At 72.7% G+C, this 17,205-nt stretch carries 15 protein-coding genes; 8 read left to right on the top strand and 7 right to left on the bottom strand.

What is annotated here, in order from left to right:
- Positions 1-98: 98 nt before the first annotated feature.
- On the top strand, positions 99-1,409 hold the full coding sequence (locus ADK55_RS17950; protein ID WP_234350120.1) for a glycosyltransferase 87 family protein: 1,311 nt from the start codon (positions 99-101) through the stop codon (positions 1,407-1,409).
- On the opposite strand, the gene ADK55_RS17945 is transcribed toward ADK55_RS17950, so the two are convergent.
- Together ADK55_RS17945 and ADK55_RS17940 are read right to left on the bottom strand one after the other, a co-directional pair.
- The gene (locus ADK55_RS17945; RefSeq protein ID WP_053679969.1) at positions 1,327-1,995 is read right to left on the bottom strand and encodes a response regulator transcription factor; all 669 of its coding nucleotides are present in this window, start codon (positions 1,993-1,995) and stop codon (positions 1,327-1,329) included. The two genes, ADK55_RS17950 and ADK55_RS17945, sit on opposite strands and share 83 nt — an antisense overlap.
- Positions 1,983-3,293 (bottom strand): sensor histidine kinase, encoded by a 1,311-nt coding sequence (locus ADK55_RS17940; RefSeq protein ID WP_053679967.1) that lies wholly within the window; start codon positions 3,291-3,293, stop codon positions 1,983-1,985. Before ADK55_RS17940 ends, ADK55_RS17945 begins: the two co-directional genes overlap by 13 nt.
- Before the next feature lie 302 nt (positions 3,294-3,595).
- Here ADK55_RS17940 and ADK55_RS17935 point away from each other — a divergent pair, with 302 nt between their 5' ends.
- Positions 3,596-4,195 carry a hypothetical protein gene (locus ADK55_RS17935; RefSeq protein ID WP_053679965.1) on the top strand — a complete coding sequence of 200 codons (600 nt, stop codon included), beginning with the start codon at positions 3,596-3,598 and terminating at the stop codon, positions 4,193-4,195.
- Positions 4,196-4,251: 56 nt separating this feature from the next.
- On the top strand, positions 4,252-5,028 hold the full coding sequence (locus ADK55_RS17930; protein WP_053679962.1) for a DUF4239 domain-containing protein: 777 nt from the start codon (positions 4,252-4,254) through the stop codon (positions 5,026-5,028).
- Between the two features lie 31 nt (positions 5,029-5,059).
- Here ADK55_RS17930 and ADK55_RS17925 read toward each other — a convergent pair whose 3' ends face one another.
- The 3 genes from ADK55_RS17925 to ADK55_RS17915 form a co-directional block, all read right to left on the bottom strand.
- The gene (locus tag ADK55_RS17925) at positions 5,060-6,238 is read right to left on the bottom strand and encodes an MAB_1171c family putative transporter (protein WP_053679961.1); all 1,179 of its coding nucleotides are present in this window, start codon (positions 6,236-6,238) and stop codon (positions 5,060-5,062) included.
- The gene (locus ADK55_RS17920) at positions 6,235-6,792 is read right to left on the bottom strand and encodes a hypothetical protein (protein WP_053679959.1); all 558 of its coding nucleotides are present in this window, start codon (positions 6,790-6,792) and stop codon (positions 6,235-6,237) included. The genes ADK55_RS17925 and ADK55_RS17920 overlap by 4 nt, the downstream gene beginning before the upstream one ends.
- 64 nt (positions 6,793-6,856) lie before the next feature.
- Positions 6,857-7,525, bottom strand: coding sequence for a helix-turn-helix domain-containing protein (locus tag ADK55_RS17915; RefSeq protein ID WP_053679957.1), 669 nt, complete (start codon positions 7,523-7,525; stop codon positions 6,857-6,859).
- A 109-nt stretch (positions 7,526-7,634) separates the two neighbouring features.
- On the opposite strand from ADK55_RS17915, the gene ADK55_RS17910 reads away from it, so the two are divergent.
- The 3 genes from ADK55_RS17910 (at position 7,635) to ADK55_RS17900 (ending at position 12,404) form a co-directional block, all read left to right on the top strand.
- Positions 7,635-8,726 (top strand): helix-turn-helix domain-containing protein, encoded by a 1,092-nt coding sequence (locus ADK55_RS17910; protein ID WP_420713641.1) that lies wholly within the window; start codon positions 7,635-7,637, stop codon positions 8,724-8,726.
- Positions 8,727-8,873: 147 nt separating this feature from the next.
- Positions 8,874-10,223, top strand: a complete 1,350-nt coding sequence (locus tag ADK55_RS17905) for a 6-phospho-beta-glucosidase (protein ID WP_053679953.1) — start codon at positions 8,874-8,876, stop codon at positions 10,221-10,223.
- 72 nt (positions 10,224-10,295) lie between these two features.
- Positions 10,296-12,404: an MDR family MFS transporter gene (locus tag ADK55_RS17900; RefSeq protein WP_053679952.1), complete on the top strand. Its 2,109-nt coding sequence runs from the start codon at positions 10,296-10,298 to the stop codon at positions 12,402-12,404.
- Between the two features lie 232 nt (positions 12,405-12,636).
- On the opposite strand, the gene ADK55_RS17895 is transcribed toward ADK55_RS17900, so the two are convergent.
- A complete protein-coding gene (locus ADK55_RS17895; RefSeq protein ID WP_053679950.1) occupies positions 12,637-13,176 on the bottom strand; it encodes a nucleotide triphosphate diphosphatase NUDT15 in 540 nt (179 codons plus the stop codon).
- Between the two features lie 262 nt (positions 13,177-13,438).
- Here ADK55_RS17895 and ADK55_RS17890 point away from each other — a divergent pair, with 262 nt between their 5' ends.
- Both ADK55_RS17890 and ADK55_RS17885 read left to right on the top strand, forming a co-directional pair.
- Positions 13,439-14,440 carry an NAD(P)/FAD-dependent oxidoreductase gene (locus ADK55_RS17890; RefSeq protein WP_234350116.1) on the top strand — a complete coding sequence of 334 codons (1,002 nt, stop codon included), beginning with the start codon at positions 13,439-13,441 and terminating at the stop codon, positions 14,438-14,440.
- Positions 14,441-14,648: 208 nt separating this feature from the next.
- Positions 14,649-16,040 (top strand): NAD(P)/FAD-dependent oxidoreductase, encoded by a 1,392-nt coding sequence (locus ADK55_RS17885; RefSeq protein WP_053679946.1) that lies wholly within the window; start codon positions 14,649-14,651, stop codon positions 16,038-16,040.
- A gap of 30 nt (positions 16,041-16,070) precedes the next feature.
- Here ADK55_RS17885 and ADK55_RS17880 read toward each other — a convergent pair whose 3' ends face one another.
- Positions 16,071-17,141: an ATP-dependent DNA ligase gene (locus tag ADK55_RS17880; protein WP_053679944.1), complete on the bottom strand. Its 1,071-nt coding sequence runs from the start codon at positions 17,139-17,141 to the stop codon at positions 16,071-16,073.
- Between the last annotated feature and the right edge of the window lie 64 nt (positions 17,142-17,205).

Below are 17,205 nucleotides of genomic sequence, written 5' to 3'. Positions count from 1 at the left end.
CCCGTGTCCGGCGCGGACCGGGAGTAGGGGAAACCCCACCCCGAAGTGTCCACTTGGGCGTGCAGACCCCGCCGGGGGAGCACGGCTGCAATGGACCCATGACCCCTTCCCCGACCCCTTCCCCCGGCTCCTGGTGGACCGCGCGCCGAATGACCGCACTGTGGCTGCTCGCGGCCGCGTGGGCCCTGTGCTTCCCGCTGTTCTCCACCCTCGCCCCGCATCGGCTCTGGGGCTGGTGCGCGGCCCTCGGCTACCTCGGAGCGGCCTGCCTCACCGCCCGCCGGCCGGGGGCGGCCGTCGCGGTGGCCCTGACGGGCGCCGTGGCCGTCCCGCTGCTGTGGCTGGTGCTGACCGGGCAGGGGCAGAGCGAGGTGGCGGTCATCGAGCGGTCCGGGCGCCTCCTCCTGGACTCCGGGCGGATCTACATCGACCGCCCGGCGCGGGTCGAGGACTACACCCCGTACCTGCCGGGGATGGCGGCCTTCGGCATCCCCGGCGTGCTGCCCGGCCCGCCGGGCGACGCCCGACTGTGGTGTGCGGCGGCCCTGTTCGCCGCCTTGTGGGCGGGGCGCCGGGTCGTGGGCGCGGAGCCGGGGGGCCTGCTGCCCGTCCTGGTGGCCTCGCCTGTCCTGGCGCTGCCGCTGGTCGTGAGCGGCGTCGACCTGCCGCTGACCGGGCTGTGCTGCCTGGCCCTGGCGGCTGCCGTGGCCGGCCGGCCCGCGCTCGCCGGAGCGGCCCTCGCCGGGGCGTGCGCGCTGAAGTGGACGGCGCTGCCCGCGGTGGCGGTGGCGGTCGCCGTCCTCGCGGCCGCTCGGGGCAGGCGGGCCGCGGTGCGCTGCGCCCTCGTGGCGGTCTCGGGGACGGCCGCGCTGGTGCTGCCGAGCGCGCTGCTCCAGCCGGCGCAGATGTGGGGGCAGGTGTTCGCCTTCCCCACGGGCCGGGCCGAGGTGCCGACCCCGGCGAGCAGCCCTCTGCCGGGGCATCTGCTGGCGGAACTCGGGCCGTGGGGCTGGTACCTGACGACGGGTCTGCTCGTGGTGGGCGCTCTCGGCGTGGCCGCGTCCCTGGTGTCGCGTCCGCCCCGGACGCTGCGGGCCGCCGCCGACCGCCTCGCGATCGGTCTCACCCTGGCCTTCCTCTTGGCCCCGGCGGGCCGCTTCGGGTACCTGGCGCTGCCTTTGGTGCTCTCCCTGTGGGCCCGCTCGATGTCCCTCCCGTCCCGCTCCCTCGTCGTCGCGGGCTCCGAGCGGCCGGCGGGGACCGGTCCGGGCGCGCCGCCCCCGACCCGTACGGGCGGGTCCCCGGGCGGAGGGGCGCCGGGCGCGGTCAGGCCTGTACGCCCCGCAGGTGGGCCAGTACGGCCAGGACGCGACGGTTCCCCTCCGTCGGGTCCAGGTCCAGCTTCATGAAGATGCTGCTCGCGTGCTTGACGACGGCCGCCTCGGTCACGAACAGACGGGCCGCCAGGGCCTGGTTGTTGAGCCCTTCCGCCATCAGGGCCAGGACCTCGCGTTCGCGCGGGGTGAGCCGCGACAGCGGCAGGTCCGCCGTCCGGGCGCTCAGCAGGACGCGCACCACCTCGGGGTCGATGACGGTCTGCCCGCCGGCCACCCGTTCGAGCGCGTCGAGGAACTCGGCCACCTCGCCGACCCGGTCCTTGAGCAGGTAGCCCAGGCCGCCGGCGCCCCGCTCGCGCCCGCCGGCGGTGAGGAGCCGGGTCGCGTACGCGGTCGCCACGTACTGGGACAGCACCAGAACCGGCAACGAGGCGTCCCGGGCGCGCAGTTCGAGTGCCGCCCGCAGCCCCTCGTCGCGGAAGTCGGGGGGCATCCGCACGTCCGTGACGACCACGTCGGGTCGCTCCGCCTCCACGGCCCGCACCAGCTGATCGGCGTCGCCGACGGCGGCGATCACGTGATGGCCGCCGCGGGTCAACAACTCGGTGAGCCCGGCCCGCAGGAGCACGGAGTCCTCCGCGAGGATCAGCCGGAGCACGGCACCTCCACCCGGAGTTCGGTCGGTCCGCCCACCGGACTGGACACCACCAGCCTGCCCTGCAACATCGCCACCCTGTCCGCGAGACCCGCCAGACCCGCTCCCGCGCCGGGGTCGGCCCCGCCGCGGCCGTCGTCGGTGATGGTGAGAGTGAGTCGGCCCGTCTCGACCCTACCGGCGATGCCGATGTGCGCGGCCCCGCTGTGCTTGGCCGCGTTCGCCAGGGCCTCGGTGACCGTGAAGTACGCGGTGATCTCGACGGAGTCGGGCAGCCGGGGCAGGTCCAGGTCCACCGTCACCGCCGCCGGGTGGCGCTGCGCGACCTCGGCGACGGCGGCCGCGAGACCGTGATCGGTGAGCACCTGAGGGTGGATTCCCCTGACGAGGTCGCGCAGTTGCTCCAGGGCCAGCCGTGCCTCGCCCCGCCCCCGGGCCACGAGCGCGGCGGCGTCGACCGCCCCCGGGACCTCGCGCAGCTCCATCTCGGCGAGCCCCAGCGTCATGCTCAGGGCCACCAGCTGCTGCTGTGCCCCGTCGTGCAAGTCCCTTTCGATGCGCCGCCGTTCGGCCTCGAAGGCATCGACGAGACGGACCCGTGAGCGGGTCAGTTCCCACACCCGGGCGTCCTCCTCGCGCGGGCCGAGGAGCAGCCGTACGGTCTTCACCTGAGCCCCCGCGAGCAGCGCCCCGGCGTACCCGGTCACGGCCAGTGCGAACAGACCGACGGCGGTGCCGCAGAAGGCCTCCAGCGGGCCGGACACCACCCGGCCGGGGATCAGCATGACCTGGTCCGGGGCGACGGCCCACACGAACACCGGGGTCGCGACGAGGACCAGGGAGAACGCGAGCAGCGTGAGCACCCCGAAGCCGGCCGCCCCGAAGACGGGCCCGAGCAGGACGGCGTACCCCAACTCCCGCCAGGTGGACCGTTCCCGCAGCCGGGTGCGCAGCCGGGCGGACATCCGGGCCCCGGCGAGCGAGGCGTGCGGGTCGGCGACCGGCGCCGGTTCCACGAACCGCAGCCGCCGCCGCTCCAGCCGCCCGAGCGGCACGCCCAGCGTCGCGGCCGCGATCAGCAGCGGCAGCCCGACGCCGACGACGGCGAGCAGCAGTCCCAGGCCGACCAGCCCGAGCAGGGCGAGCAACACGGCGTAGCCCAGAACGGATCCGGTACCGAGGTATCCCCAACAGCGCCAGGGCCACCAGGAGGTGAGGAACCGGCCCGGCCGCCGCAGCACACTCCACACGGCGACGGGCGGTTCGCGGGGTGGCTCCGGGAGGGCGGCGGAAGCGGACATACAGGCAGCCTATGTGACCGCGCCTCCGGTCCCCGAGACCTTTCACACGGCCGAGCCCGACACCCGCACCGCCCCGCTGAGCTGCCGGAATCGGCCCGCCGATCACCGGTCCACGCCGGTGTGGACGCCGTGACGGGACGAGCCGGGCCGGTGGGGGCGGGCCGGCCGAAGCCCGAGGTGACCCTTCGTACAAGATCTTGACCTGTATGGCGCGTGTCGAAGCCGCGCCGTGATCGTTTCTTCAGCCGTGACCCGCGCTGCCGCCGGTCATGACTGACGAACGGATCAGGAGGTCGTGCCGCGTGGTGACCGCATGGCAGTACGTCGCCGGGGCGGGCCTGGTGGGCGCCCTCTGTCCGCTGCACGGGCACGTGGCCGTGGCCGGGGACGGCCACGGGCGGGGCGCCCGGGTGGACGTGTGCGTACCGGGCGGGTCCCTGCACGTCCGGCCACCCGCCGGCGGGCCGGCCGTCGTCCTGCCGCCGTCCGTACCGTCCGTCGTGCCACCCGTCCTCCGGCCGCCCGTACGGATGACCCTGCCCGGCGCCGGGCCGACCGCGCACCACCCGGGCCGGGCCCCGGGGCTCCCCGCGGCCCCCGAGGGCCCGCACACCGCCCCGGCACCGGGACTCCCCGTCCGGCCCCCGGCCGCCCCGGCCCGGCCGGGGGCACCGGCCGCCGCCTCGCCCGCCGAGCCCGTGCCGTCGGCCGCGCCCGCGCCGGCCCGGGCGAGGACGGCCACGGAGTTCACCAGCGCCTTCCGGATGCGCCCGTACCACCCCTCGGCGTCCGAACGCCGAGCCCCCGACGGCCTGTCCGCCATGATGCTCATGGTCGTCGTCGGAACCCCGGCGGTGCTCGCCGCCGCCGCGCTGCGACCCCGCTCCAAGGGCCGCGGCTAGCCGCCCGGCGGCCTCGCGGTCCTTTCCCCACCGAACTTCCGAACGGGAGATCCCTCGTGTCCGAATGGCTGGTCCTGGCCATCGCCATGGCGCTCGTCTGCGCCCTCGTCCTCACCATCACCACGATCCGGCACCGCCGGGTCGCCGCCGACGAGGACACCAGCGAGACCCCCGACGTCATCGAGTACATGACGATGATGGTCGGCGTGGTCTACGCGATCGTCCTGGGCCTGGCCATCGCGGGCGTCTGGGAGGCGCGCGGCACCGCCGAGGACAGCGTGCGCCGCGAGGCCCAGTCGCTGTACGAGGTGACCCAGCGCGCCGACGTCTACCCGGCCCCGGTCCGCGACCGGATCCGGGGCGAGGTGAACGCGTACGTCGCCCACACCGTCGCCGTGGACTGGCCGCTCCTGACCTCGGGTGAGTCCGCCTCCGCCGAGGGTGCGCGGCTGCTCGGCACGCTGCGCGGCGACGTCACCCACCAGAGCCCGACCACCGAACTCCAGGCACAGGCCTACCAGCCGCTGCTCGACCACATCGCGACCGCCGACGACGCCCGCCACTCGCGGCTGCAGAGCGACGAGTCCACGCTGCCGGGCGTGGTGTGGTTCGGTCTGCTGGTCGGCGGGATAGTCACGGTCGGGCTGATCTTCACCCTCCAGATCCGCCGCTCCGGGCGGGAGTTGCTGCTGGCGGGGCTGTTCAGCGCGCTGATCGTGATGCTGCTGTTCATGGTGTGGAGCTTCGACGCGCCCTACGGCCGGGACGGGATCGACTCGGCCGGGCCCTTCCAGGACCTCTTCCCCGCCCTTTCGGTGACGGCTTCCCGCTAGACCGTCTCTCCGGGCTCCGGCCGGGACGGGCCTACGGGCCGGTCCCGGCGAGGGCGGCCTGCCGGCGCACCGCCGCCACCACGGGGGAGTGCCGCAGCGCGTGGGAGATCCGTACGAGGTCGCGCGCTCCCTCGGCGGTGATCAGCACCCGTTCGCCCTCGTCCCCGGCGCTCTCAGCGTCGGCGACGTCGGCGCGTACGGCCGCCGCCACCATCGCGGCGTCGGCCACGGCGCGCGCCGTCACCTCGTCCTCGCCGTCCGCGCGGGCCCGTTCGTAGGCGAGATCCCGGTGCCGCCGGTCGAAGCACGGGCCGAGCCGCAGGAAACCGTCGTGGATGTCGGACTCCCGCTGGATCACCCGGATCTCGGCCGGGGACCACCAGGACATCCGCACGCCGGGGACGCCGGCGGGCGCGGTGCGCTGGACCTCGTGCCAGAGCGTGCCCAGGCGGCGGTACGTCGACCAGGCGTGCAGGCTGTCCGACATCCGCTGGCAGAGCAGCGGCACCACGAAGCCGATGGCGCTGATCAGCGCGCCCACGGCGGCGAGCGGCGGGGCCACGTAGGTGCTCAGGTCGTCCAGGTCGTGCCCGGTCCAGCGGGCCACGACCGCGGACAACTTCGCGGCGTCGTAGGTGAGGCTGAAGGCGTATCCGCACACGATGACGACCAGGCCGCTGCGCAGCCAGCCGTTCACCTGGAGGGACCAGCGCCAGCACATCGCCACCATGGTCATGGCCGCCACGGTGTGCGCCACCAGGTAGAGGCCGATCATCGGCCCGATGCACGGGGTGTTCGCGTAGTAGGTGTCGAAGTCCCGCAGCCGTTCCACGGGGGTGGAGCCGAGGGCGAAGAGGATCATGATGACGGCGATGACGAGGGCGTAGCCGGTGATCCACCGGCGGGAGGCGCGCCGGATGTCCTCGGCGGGTCCGCCCCTCCAGTTGAGGAGGAGGACGAGACAGGAGGCGCTGAACGCCGTCATCAGGCAGTAGACCCAGGGGGCGGAGAAGTTGGTGATTCCCGTCCACCGGTTGACGGCCCCGATGGTGGGCGGGGCGGCGAAGGTGAACACGGATCCGGCCAGGAGCAGCAGGAAACAGACCGAGCGCAGCAGCGGGTCACGCCAGTTGGTCCGCAGTGCCGGCAGTTTGAAGACGAGGGAGATCGCCATCGCGACGGCCGGTATGTAGTAGTCCTGTCCGTTCAATGCTCGTTCCTGTGCCCCCGGTAGCCGAGGGAGGTCTCGATGCGGCCCGCCAACTGGTCGCGCTGCGCGGGTGCGCGCTGGCCGGAGGACCCGGCCAGCCACGTCCGGCACCGGCTGCCGAGGAGGAGGCCGAAGGTTTCCGCGTCGGTCTCTTCCCGAACGTCGGCGCGGGTGCGCGCGGCGACCCGGCGAACCGTCTCGCCGAGGTCGGCTTCGTCGGTCAACATCCGGGCGGCGACGGCGGCTCCGTCGACGTGGTGACTGCAGTGACCGGCCTTCATGTGCCATAGCTCGTGGCCGAGGATCACCAATTGGTGGTCCGGCGCCGTGCGTTCCTCGATGACCACGAGATCGCGGTCCGCCATGTCGAGCCACAGGCCGCTCGCCGTCCCCTGGGGGAACGGTGCCATCCGGAACTGCACCGGCCGGCCGCGGTGTCTGCTCATGCCCTCACAGAGGGCGGCGTAGAGGTCCACGGGTTCCACGGGGGTGGTCAGCTTGAGGCCGGCCACGAGTTCCCCACACAACCGCCGCTGCTCTCTGCCTATGCTCACCGTTCTCCCCGTCGGCGCGGATCCGGATCAGGACTCAAGGATCAGATCCAGACTTTCGACTGGGTCATGATTCGTTCGGTTTGACGCTTTCCAGGAGCATGTCCAGCCATTCGGTCACTTTGTCCCGGTGCTTGTCGCTGGGCAGTTGGGCGGCGCGCCAGGCGATCCCCCGCACTCCGTGGTCCTGCAGGAGTCTTGCCAGCGGATCGCCCACCGAAGCGGTTTCGGCCGGTACGGTTTGCCGCTCGCGTCCGGCGAAGTCCTGGAGCAACTGCTGTTCGGTCCGCTGGAGCGCATCGGTCAGGGCGTCGGCGTCGTGGGCGGTGAGGAAGCCCGCGTGTACCCCGAAGAAGCGCTGGATGGCGTCGCAGTGCTCCATGGTGGGCCGCCGGTCGCCGTTGATCAAGGCTCCTGCCTGCTGCCGGGACATGCCCGCGCCGTCCGCGATCTCCTGCTGAGTGTAGCGGCGGCCGTTGGGTTTCACCCGGGTGCGCCGCAGCAGGTCCAGCCGCTGGAGGAAGCGTGTCTGGAGGTCGGGTTCGCCGGCCCGCCGGCCGTCGAGGAGGGTTTTGACCACGTCCGTGGGAACGCCGGAGGCGTCCGAGAGCTTGCGCAGGTCGAAGACCTGGTTAAGGTCACGGCCCATTTTGCCCGCGAGTTCGGCTACCCGCGTGACGGTGGCTGCCAGAGACACGTTGGCCACCGCGACGGGAGCCGGGAAGCCGTCTGTCACCAGTGGTTCTCCTAGATCGCGCGAGGTCGGTACAGGCACGTGAGTCGGCCTCAGGGAATCTATCCGGTCTCGCGCGGCAGGGCCAGAACTTGCCACAGCTGTGGCGGGAATGAGCTGCCAAGAGGCTGGAATTGCCACAATAGTTGACACTCGAATGAAGTCGGTAGCAGGATCGCCACACGGAAATGAAGATCCAGACCGTGAGGAGGGGGAGCTCTCGGTGCTACATCTCGCAGCGGTGGGCCCGTCCGATGGCCTCGCCCGAGCCGGTGAGGAGCGCCTGGCGGACGATGAAACCGCCCGTGGCGCAGTGCGGTCGGAGCGACGCAAGGAGATTTTGCGCCGGCGCCGCGAAGAACTCGGATTGAGCCAGGAGGACATCGCCGCACGGCTGGGCATCAGCGTGCGCGCGTACGGAAACTGGGAACGCGGCCTGGTCAAGGAATGGACCGACCGGAAGCTGCTCGCCCTGGCTGAATCCCTGGAGATGAGCGAGCGCCAGTGCTTCTGGCTGTTCCGCGTCATGGTCGACCGGGACCCGCCGCCCACCTGGCGCGCGGCGGAGGAGAACCGGCTGCCCGAGGACCCCGCCCAGCGCGACTACCTGTGCGACTACGCGGCCCTGATGGAAGCCGTGCCGTACCCGAGTTTCCTGGTGGACCACCGCTGGGACGTGGCCCTGACCAACTCCGCCTTCGACCGGCTCTTCCAGTCCGTGCGCCCGCACCCCACGGCCCTGCCGGACGACAACTTCCTGCGCTTCGTACTGTTCCACCCGGACGCGGCCGCCGTTCTGGAGGACCATGAACCGGCCTGGTGCGTACCGCTCCTGGCCCAGTTCGCCAACGCCCTGGCCGTCGCCCCTGACGACGAGGGGCTGCGCAGCATCCGCCAGGAGGTCGCCCGTGACCCGTTCATGGAGGCCGCCTACCGGTACGGCGTCCCCCACTGGCTGAGCACCCACGGGGCGGCCGCCGCCGAACTGGACGGGGCCGTACGCACCGTGCGCCACCCGGACCCCGGCTGGGGTCTGGTGCGTTGCCGGATGGTGGCCGAATCGAGCCGCATGCTGGAGGAGATGGGCCTGGCCCGCATCACCCTCGTCCTGTCGGCGCCGAACGGTCTGCCGACCGGCCCGATCCGCGGCGTGGCGACGTCCCCGTACCAGCAGGGGGCGCGCCTGCGCGCCGTGCCGTCGTAGACGCGGTGATCCCCGGCGGGGCGCCGGCGGGGGACACTGGGGTCCTTGATCGTGTGCCGCGTCCCGGATGCCGCGGAGCGGGAACGCGCAGGACGCGCCACCGCATCCGTGTCGCCGATCGTGGCACTGGCGAAGGGCGGTAGAAGCGTGCGGCTGACCATCCTCGGCGGGGGCGGATTCCGCGTACCGCTCGTCCACGGAGCCCTGCTCGGCGACCACGCCGAGGGCCGGGTGACCCGCGTGACCCTGTACGACGAGGATTCCGGCCGGCTCACCGTCATGGCACGGGTGCTCGCGGACCAGGCCGCCGGAGTACCGGACGCGCCGACGGTCGTCACCACCACGGACCTCGACGAGGCCCTGCGCGGAGCCGACTTCGTCTTCTCGGCCATTCGCGTCGGAGGCCTCGACGGCCGCGCCGCCGACGAACGGATCGCCCTGGCCGAGGGAGTCCTGGGGCAGGAGACCGTGGGCGCGGGCGGGATCGCGTACGGCCTGCGGACCGTGCCGGTGGTACGCGAGATCGCCCGCAGGATCGCCCGGATCGCCCCCGAGGCCTGGGTCATCAACTTCACCAATCCGGCCGGCGTGGTGACCGAGGCGATGGCCGAGGAACTCGGCCACCGGGTGATCGGCATCTGCGACTCCCCGGTGGGGCTCGGCCGGCGCATCGCGCGCCTGCTGGGGGCCCGGCCCGAGGAAGCCTGGATCGACTACGTGGGCCTCAACCACCTGGGATGGGTCCGCGGGCTGCGCGTCGGCGGACGCGACGAACTGCCCCGGCTGCTGGCGGACGACGCGGCCCTGGAGTCCTTCGAGGAGGGCCGGCTCTTCGGCGCCGCATGGCTGCGCTCGCTCGGCGCGATCCCGAACGAGTACCTCCATTACTACTACTTCAACCGCGACACCGTGCGCGCCTACCAGGAGGTCGAGCAGACCCGCGGAGCCTTCCTGCGCGACCGGCAACGCGGGTTCTACGCCGAGGCGGCCCTGCCCGGCCGGCCCGCCGGCGCGGCACTCGCGGCCTGGGACCGCACCCGGGCCGAGCGCGAGGCCACGTACATGGCCGAGAATCGCGAGGCCGCGGGCGTCGGCGACCGCGACGAGAGCGACCTGGAGTCCGGCGGCTACGAGAAGGTCGCGCTCGCGCTGATGCGGGCCATCGCCCGGGACGAACGCGCCACCCTGATCCTGAACGTCCGCAACGGCTCCACCCTGTCCGTGCTCGACGCCGAGGCGGTCATCGAGGTGCCCTGCCTGGTCGACGCCAACGGGGCGCACCCGGTGGGCGTGGCCCCCCTGCCGCTGCACGCGGTGGGGCTGGTGACCTCGGTCAAGGCGGTGGAGCGGGAGGTCCTCGCCGCGGCGGCGAGCGGCTCGCGGGCGAGCGCCGTCAAGGCCTTCGCCCTGCACCCGCTCGTGGACTCGGTGGGCGTGGCCCGCCGCCTCCTCGACGGGTACGCGGCGGAGCATCCGGGGCTGGCCTACCTGCGCTGACGCGGCGCCGGGGGGAGGCGTCCGGCCGGTCGTGCCCGGCCGGCTGGGGTCAGTCGTACGGCCCAGCGCCGCATGCGCCGCGCCGGGCGCGCTGTGAGAGTGCGAGATGTGACCACCGCCCCCGCCGTAGTCGCGGCGCCCCCCGTGCTCGACCGGCGGCAGCGCAACGTCGTCTTCGGCACGATCATGCTCGGCGTGCTACTGGCCGCGCTCGACCAGACGATCGTGGGCACCGCTCTGCCCACGATCGTGGCCGACCTCGGCGGTGGCGACCACATGTCGTGGGTGGTCACCTCGTACCTGTTGCTGGAGACGGTCTCGACCGTACTGGTCGGCAAGTTCGGCGACCTCTTCGGCCGAAAACTGATCTTCCAGCTCTCCGCCGTCATCTTCATCACCGGCTCGTTCCTGTGCGGTCTCGCGAGCAACATGACCCTGCTGATCGTGTGGCGCGGCGTACAGGGCATCGGCGCCGGCGGCCTGATGGTCACGGCGATGGCGCTGATCGCCGACGTGGTCCCGCTGCGCGAGCGCGGCAAGTACCAGGGCATGATCGGCGCCGTCTTCGGTGTCGCCACCGTCATCGGACCGCTGCTCGGCGGACTGTTCACCGACCAGCTGACCTGGCGTTGGTGTTTCTACGTCAACGTTCCCATCGCGATCCTCGTCGTCATCGCGGCCGCCCGCACCATCCCGTCGGTGCGCGCCGAGGGAAAACCGGTCATCGACTACCTGGGCATCGCCCTGATCGCCATCGGGGCGAGCGCGCTGATCCTGGCGACCAGTTGGGGTGGCAACGAGTACGCCTGGACCTCGGGTGTCATCATCGGCCTGTTCGCGGGCGGTCTCGTCGCGCTGGCCCTCTTCTGCCTGGTCGAGACGCGGGCCGCGGAGCCGATGCTGCCGATGCGGCTCTTCCACAACCCCGTTTTCGCGGTGTGCTCCGTCCTGAGCTTCGTCGTCGGGTTCGCGATGCTCGGCGCGATGACCTTCCTGCCGACGTACCTCCAGTACGTGGACGGGGACTCCGCCATGATCTCGGGCGTCCGCACCCTGCCCCTGGTGATCGGCCTGCTGATCGCCTCCGTCTTCAGCGGAAACACCGTCAGCAAGACCGGCCGTTACCGGATCTTCCCCATCGTCGGCTGCGCCGTCATGGCACTGGGCCTGTACCTGCTCTCGCGGATGGAGCCGGGGACCGCGTCCTGGCTGGAATCGCTGTACATGTTCGTGCTCGGCACCGGCATCGGCCTGTCCATGCAGGTCCTGACGATCGCCGTGCAGAACACCGTCGACTACGCCGACCTCGGCACGGCCACCTCCGGCGTCACCTTCTTCCGTACGCTCGGCAGCGCCTTCGGCACCGCCGTCTTCGGCACCATCTACGCGAACACCCTGGGACCCGCACTGGAGGCCGCGATCCCGGAGGCCGCGCGAGCCACCGGAGCGGACCCGGCACAGGTGGCCGAGGCCGCGCACAGCCCCGAGGGGGTGCACGGGCTGGACCCGGCGACGGCCGCGCCGATCATCGAGGCGTACGCGCACGCCCTGCACACGGTGTTCCTGTGGACGGTGCCCGTCGCGCTGTTCGGGTTCGTCGTCGCCCTCTTCCTCAAGCAGGTCAGGCTGCGTGACAGCGCCCGGGCCGGCTCGACCGACATGGGCGACGGCTTCGGCTCGCCCGCCACGGCCTCCGGGGACTCGGCGAAACTGCTGGAGCTGGCCGTCGGCAAACTCGTACGGAGCATGGGGGCGGACACGGCGCGCGGGATCGTCGCCGCCTCGGACACCCGCCTGGACATCGCGGGGGCGTGGGCGGTGATGCAGGTGGACCTGCTGATCCGGACGGTCGGGTACGCGAGCCTCGGCCTGGTCGCGGCGCGGCGCTCGCTCCCGCCGGAAGTCCTGCTGCCGGTCTTCGAACGGATGGTGGACGAGGGGTACCTGGTCCGCGAGAACGACTTCGTCTCCCTGACCCCGGCGGGAGAGCGGGAGGCGGGCGTCATCTCGCGCGCCTGGGGCGACTGGCTCGGCGACCGGTTGGAGAAGGACCGGGGTCGGCCGCGCAGCGCGGAACTGCGGGCGGCCGCCGACGCCATCGCCAAGCGGCTGCTGGCGGAGGACCTGCGCGACGGCAACTTCGCACCGAGGTCGAGGCCGACCGCGGGGGCGGCGACCTGAACGAAGGGCCTGTCGCCGATCCGGGCGGACCTCTTTGCCCCGTGGCCCCTCGCGGCCGCCTCCGAGACCGACTGGCTCGCCGGGCTCGCCCAGGACGACGGTCTCACCGGTGACGAGATGCCCGGACGGCCCGACGCCGCCTGGGTGCTCGGCGGCATGTACGGCGACGTTCGCCGGGCCGGGTGGTCAGGCTGGGGCTGGAATCGGCCTGCCGCCCCGAAGGACGCCGTTCTCACTGCGGATGCGTGCCGGCCCAGCCGTGCGTCGCGTAGTCGTACGTCGAGACCGTGGGAAGGTCGCGGGCTTCGGGGAGGCAGGTGCGCAGGACCGTCACCGAGGGGACGTAGAGGTCCGCCGGGATCTCGGTGGGGGCGAACCAGGCCCAACGGGCGATCTTGTCGGGCTCGGTGACCGCCGGTGTGCCCTCGGCGGTGCGGGTGACGGCGGCCGCGGTCAGTCGCGTCACGCCGGACGCGGAGTCGATGTGGACGGCCAGGACGTCGATGTCCTCGGGTTTCGCGCGCAGGCTCGTCTCCTCGGCGAGTTCCCGCGCCGCGGCCTGTTCGAAGCCCTCTCCGGGGTCCACCTTGCCGCCGGGGAGTTCCCAGCGGCCGTCATGGGCCAGGCCGAGCAGGATTCGGCCGTCGGTGTCGACCACGACGAGGCCGACGCCCACGACGGCGTTCGGTCGGGGAGCGGCGCGTACCCAGGGCTCGGTGGTGGATGCCGCGGGGTCGGTGGGTCCGGTGGGTCCGGCGGGTGCGGGGGCCATGGCTCCATTTGCCGATTCGGCAAGGACATTTGTCAAGCGGGGCGCGTCGGGGTGACGCTCGGGGCCGCCAGGGGACGGAAGCGAGTCCGCGAGACGGGTGTGGCGGGTGGATTGGATTGCGATGGGTGAGGTGGGTGCAGTGAGTACGACGGGTGCTGTGAGTACGACGGGTGTGGTGGGCGTGATGGGTGCTGTGCGTTCGACGGGTGCGACGAATGTGGTGGGTGCTGTGAGTTCGACGGGTGCGGTGAGTGCGACGGGTGTGACGAGTGGGCTTGGTGTGGCGGACGGCGCGAATGTCGCGGACGTCGTGGTCGTGGGTGGTGGAGCCGCCGGGCTCGCCGGGGCGTTGACCCTGGCCAGGGCCCGGCGGTCGGTGCTGGTGCTCGACTCCGGAAGTCCGCGCAACGCCCCTGCCGCGCACGTGCACGGGTACCTCGGTCACGACGGCGCTAACCCCGCCGAGCTGTTGGCCCGCGGGCGGGCGGAGGCACTCGGGTACGGGGCCCGGATCCGGTCCGGGGCCGCAGGTACCGTCGTCGCCGCCGACCGCGTACCGGGCGGGGGATTCCTGGTCCGGTGCGGGGACGGCTCGGTCGTACGGGCGGGCCGGCTCCTGGTCGCGACCGGGCTGCTGGACGAGCTGCCGCCCGTGCCGGGGCTGCGGGACCGCTGGGGGCGGGACGTGCTGCACTGCCCGTACTGCCATGGATGGGAGGTGCGGGACCTGCCCCTCGCCGTGCTGGCCACCGGGCCCCTCGCCGTGCACCAGGCGGGGCTTTGGCGCCAGTGGAGCGACCGGGTGACGCTGCTGTCCCACACCTGGGCGCCGGGACGGGACGAGCGCGAACTGCTCGCGGCCCGGGGGGTCGAGGTGATCGAGGGCGAGGTGACGGGCTTGGACGTGGGTACGGACGACCGGCTCGCCGCGGTCGTGCTGGCTGATGGCCGGTCGGTGGCCTGTCGGGCGCTGGTGGTGGCCCCGCGGTTCACCGCCCGGTCCGGGGTGTTGACCGGCCTGGGGCTGCCGGAGGCCACGATCGAGCGGGGCGGCCGGGTGGTCGGCACCTGTGTGGACTCGGATCCGCAGACCGGGGCGACGGCGCTGCCCGGTGTATGGGCGGCGGGCAACGTGACGGCCCCGATGGAGCAGGTGGCGGGCGCCGCCGCGCAAGGGGTCCGGGCGGCCGTCGCCATCAACACCGACCTGATCGAGGAGGAGACCCGCCGTGCGCTGAGGGCCGGGCGCGGGGACGCCGGCTGACCTTCGCCGTGCCTTGGCCGGTCGCCACGACGCACCGGTCGCCACGACGCACCGGTTCCGTGCGCACCGGTTCCGCGCGCACCTGTTCCGATCGTTCGCGTGATCGTGCGAGGCGATGGGGACATGTGTGCGGGTTTCGGGCACCTGCCGGCCGTGCAGGCTCTGATCCGTGTGATCGTCGTACGGTTCCTTGGCTCAGGGGGGCGCAATGGCACATGTCCTGATCATCGGCGGAGGCATCGGAGGGCAGGCGACCGCGCTGCTCGCCGCCCGGCGCGGCCACACGGTGGAACTCTTCGAACGGGACACCCGTGCTCCCGGTACCGCGCTCGACCGCGACTTCTTCGGCTGGCGCCGCCCGGCCGTGCCCCAGGCGACCCAACCGCACGCGTTGCTCGGCGCCGCACGGAACGTACTGCGCGTCGAACTGCCCGACGTCCACGCGGAGATGCTGCGGCTCGGGGCGCGTGAACGACACGAGCTCGACTGGTTCGACGCCCGCCCGCCCACCCGCCCCGGCGACGAGGACCTCGTCATGCTCCAAGCCCGGCGCATCGTCCTGGAGAGCGCGCTGGCCACCGCCCTGCGTGCCGAGACCGGGGTGGTCGCACGTCATGGAGAGCCGGTCATCGGGCTGACCACCGTGACCGGGCCCGAAGGGATCCGGGCCACGGGGGTGACCGCGCCGACCGGGACGTTCTCCGGGGACCTCGTGGTCGACGCCGGCGGGCGGCGGGGCGGCGTCGAACGCCTCCTCGCCGAGGCGGGCTGCCGCCCCGTCCCCGTGGAGCGGCACCGTACGGGGTTGGCGTACTTCTGCCGCTGGTACCGGTTGCCCGACGGCATGGACGAAGGCCCGCGCCGCCCCTGGGCGGTCACCGGCGGTGCGTTCGCCGGGTGCGCCGTCTTCCCCGCCGACAACAGGGTCTTCGCCGTCACGCTGTTCGTGCACACGGGGGATCCCACGCGCGCCGCGCTGCGCGATCCCGAGGTGTTCGAGGCCGCCGCGCGCGCCTTCCCTCCCGGCGCCGCGTGGCTGGGCCTGGGCGCCGAACCGCTGTCCGACGTCATGGCCGCCGCGAGCCTGGACAATCGCTGGTCCGCGCCGGCCGACGAGCAGGGGCCGGTGGTGAGCGGGCTGGTGCCCGTCGGGGACGCCATCACCCACACCAACCCGACCCTGGGCCAGGGAACTTCGCTCGCCCTGTGGGCCGCGAGCCGGGTGGCGCGCACGGCGCACCAGGACCCGGGCTCGTACCGGTTCGCCGCCGAGTACCACGCCTGGGCGCTTCGGACGCTGAAACCGTGGTTCGACTTCCAGGTCGTGGCCGACGCGGCCATCGGGGAGCGGTTCGCGACCAGGGCGGCTCGTACCGGGACGGCACGCGAGGTGGCCGCGCTGTTCGACTGCGCGCTGGAGGACCCGGAGGTGATGCGGGCCCGGGCCCGCGTGCGCCACCTGGCCGACCCGCCGGAACGGGCCTACGCGGACCCGGAGGTCAGGGCGCGGGTGGCGCGCTGGCTCGCGGACCGGCCGGACTACGCGCCGAACGAGGTCGGACCGGATCGCGCCGCATGGGAGAAGCTGACGGCGGGATGAAGGGGGAGGGGGAGGTGGGGAGGGGGCCGGTCAGCCTTCGGTGTTTCCGAGCACCTCGGCGAGGTCGTAGCGGACGACCTCCTCCAACTGGGCGTACGTACAGCTCTGCGGGGTCCGGTCGGGCCGCCACCGGCGGAACTGCGCGGTGTGCCGGAACCGGTCGCCCTCCATGTGGTCGTACTTGACCTCGCAGACGCGCTCCGGGCGCAGCGGCACCCAGGACAGGTCCTTCTTGCCGGTCCACCGGCTCTGCGCGCCGGGCAACCGGGCGCTCTCGTGTGCGGACTCCTCGGCCCATGCCGCCCAGGGGTGGTCTTCGGGGTCCGGCATGCGCAGCGGTTCGAGTTCGTCGATGAGCTCGGCGCGACGCTTCATGGGGAAGGCGGCGCAGACGCCGACGTGCTGGAGGGCGCCGTGGTGGTCGTACAGGCCCAGGAGTAGTGATCCGACAATCGGACCGCTCTTGTGGAAACGAAAACCCGCGAGGACGACGTCGGCCGTACGCTCGTGCTTGATTTTGAACATGAGTCGGGCGTCCGGCCGGTAGGGGAGATCGAGGGGTTTGGCGATCACCCCGTCGAGCCCGGCGCCCTCGAACAGCTCGAACCACTCCTGCGCCCGTGCGAGGTCGGTGGTCGCGGGCGCGAGGTGAACGGGGGGCCGGGCGGTGGAAAGGACGTGGGCGAGGGTCTCGCGGCGCTCGGAGAGCGGGGTGTCCAGGAGGGCCCGGTCGTCGAGCGCGAGCAGATCGAAGGCGACGAAGCCGGCCGGGGAGGTTTCCGCGAGGAGCTTCACGCGGGACGCGGCCGGATGGATCCGCTCCGTCAACCGGTCGAAGTCGAGCCGCGCGTCGTGGATGATCACGATCTCGCCGTCCACGACGCAGCGCTCCGGCAGGTTCTCCCTGAGAGCCGTCACCAGCTCGGGGAAGTACCTGGTCAGGCTCTTTCCGGTGCGACTGCCGATCTCGACCTCGTCACCGTCGCGGTGCACGATCGCCCGGAAGCCGTCCCACTTGGCCTCGTACTGCATGCCGGGCGGGATCTTGCCCACGGACTTGGCGAGCATCGGCTTCACAGGGGGCATCACCGGCAGATCCATGTCTTCGATTCTGCGATGGTACGTCCGGACCTGCCCGGTATGCGCACCCGGCCGGGCCCGCCTA

It is taken from the genome of Streptomyces sp. WM4235 (assembly GCF_001279725.1).
Classification (GTDB): domain Bacteria; phylum Actinomycetota; class Actinomycetes; order Streptomycetales; family Streptomycetaceae; genus Streptomyces.
This window is presented reverse-complemented; position numbering and strand designations above follow the sequence as displayed.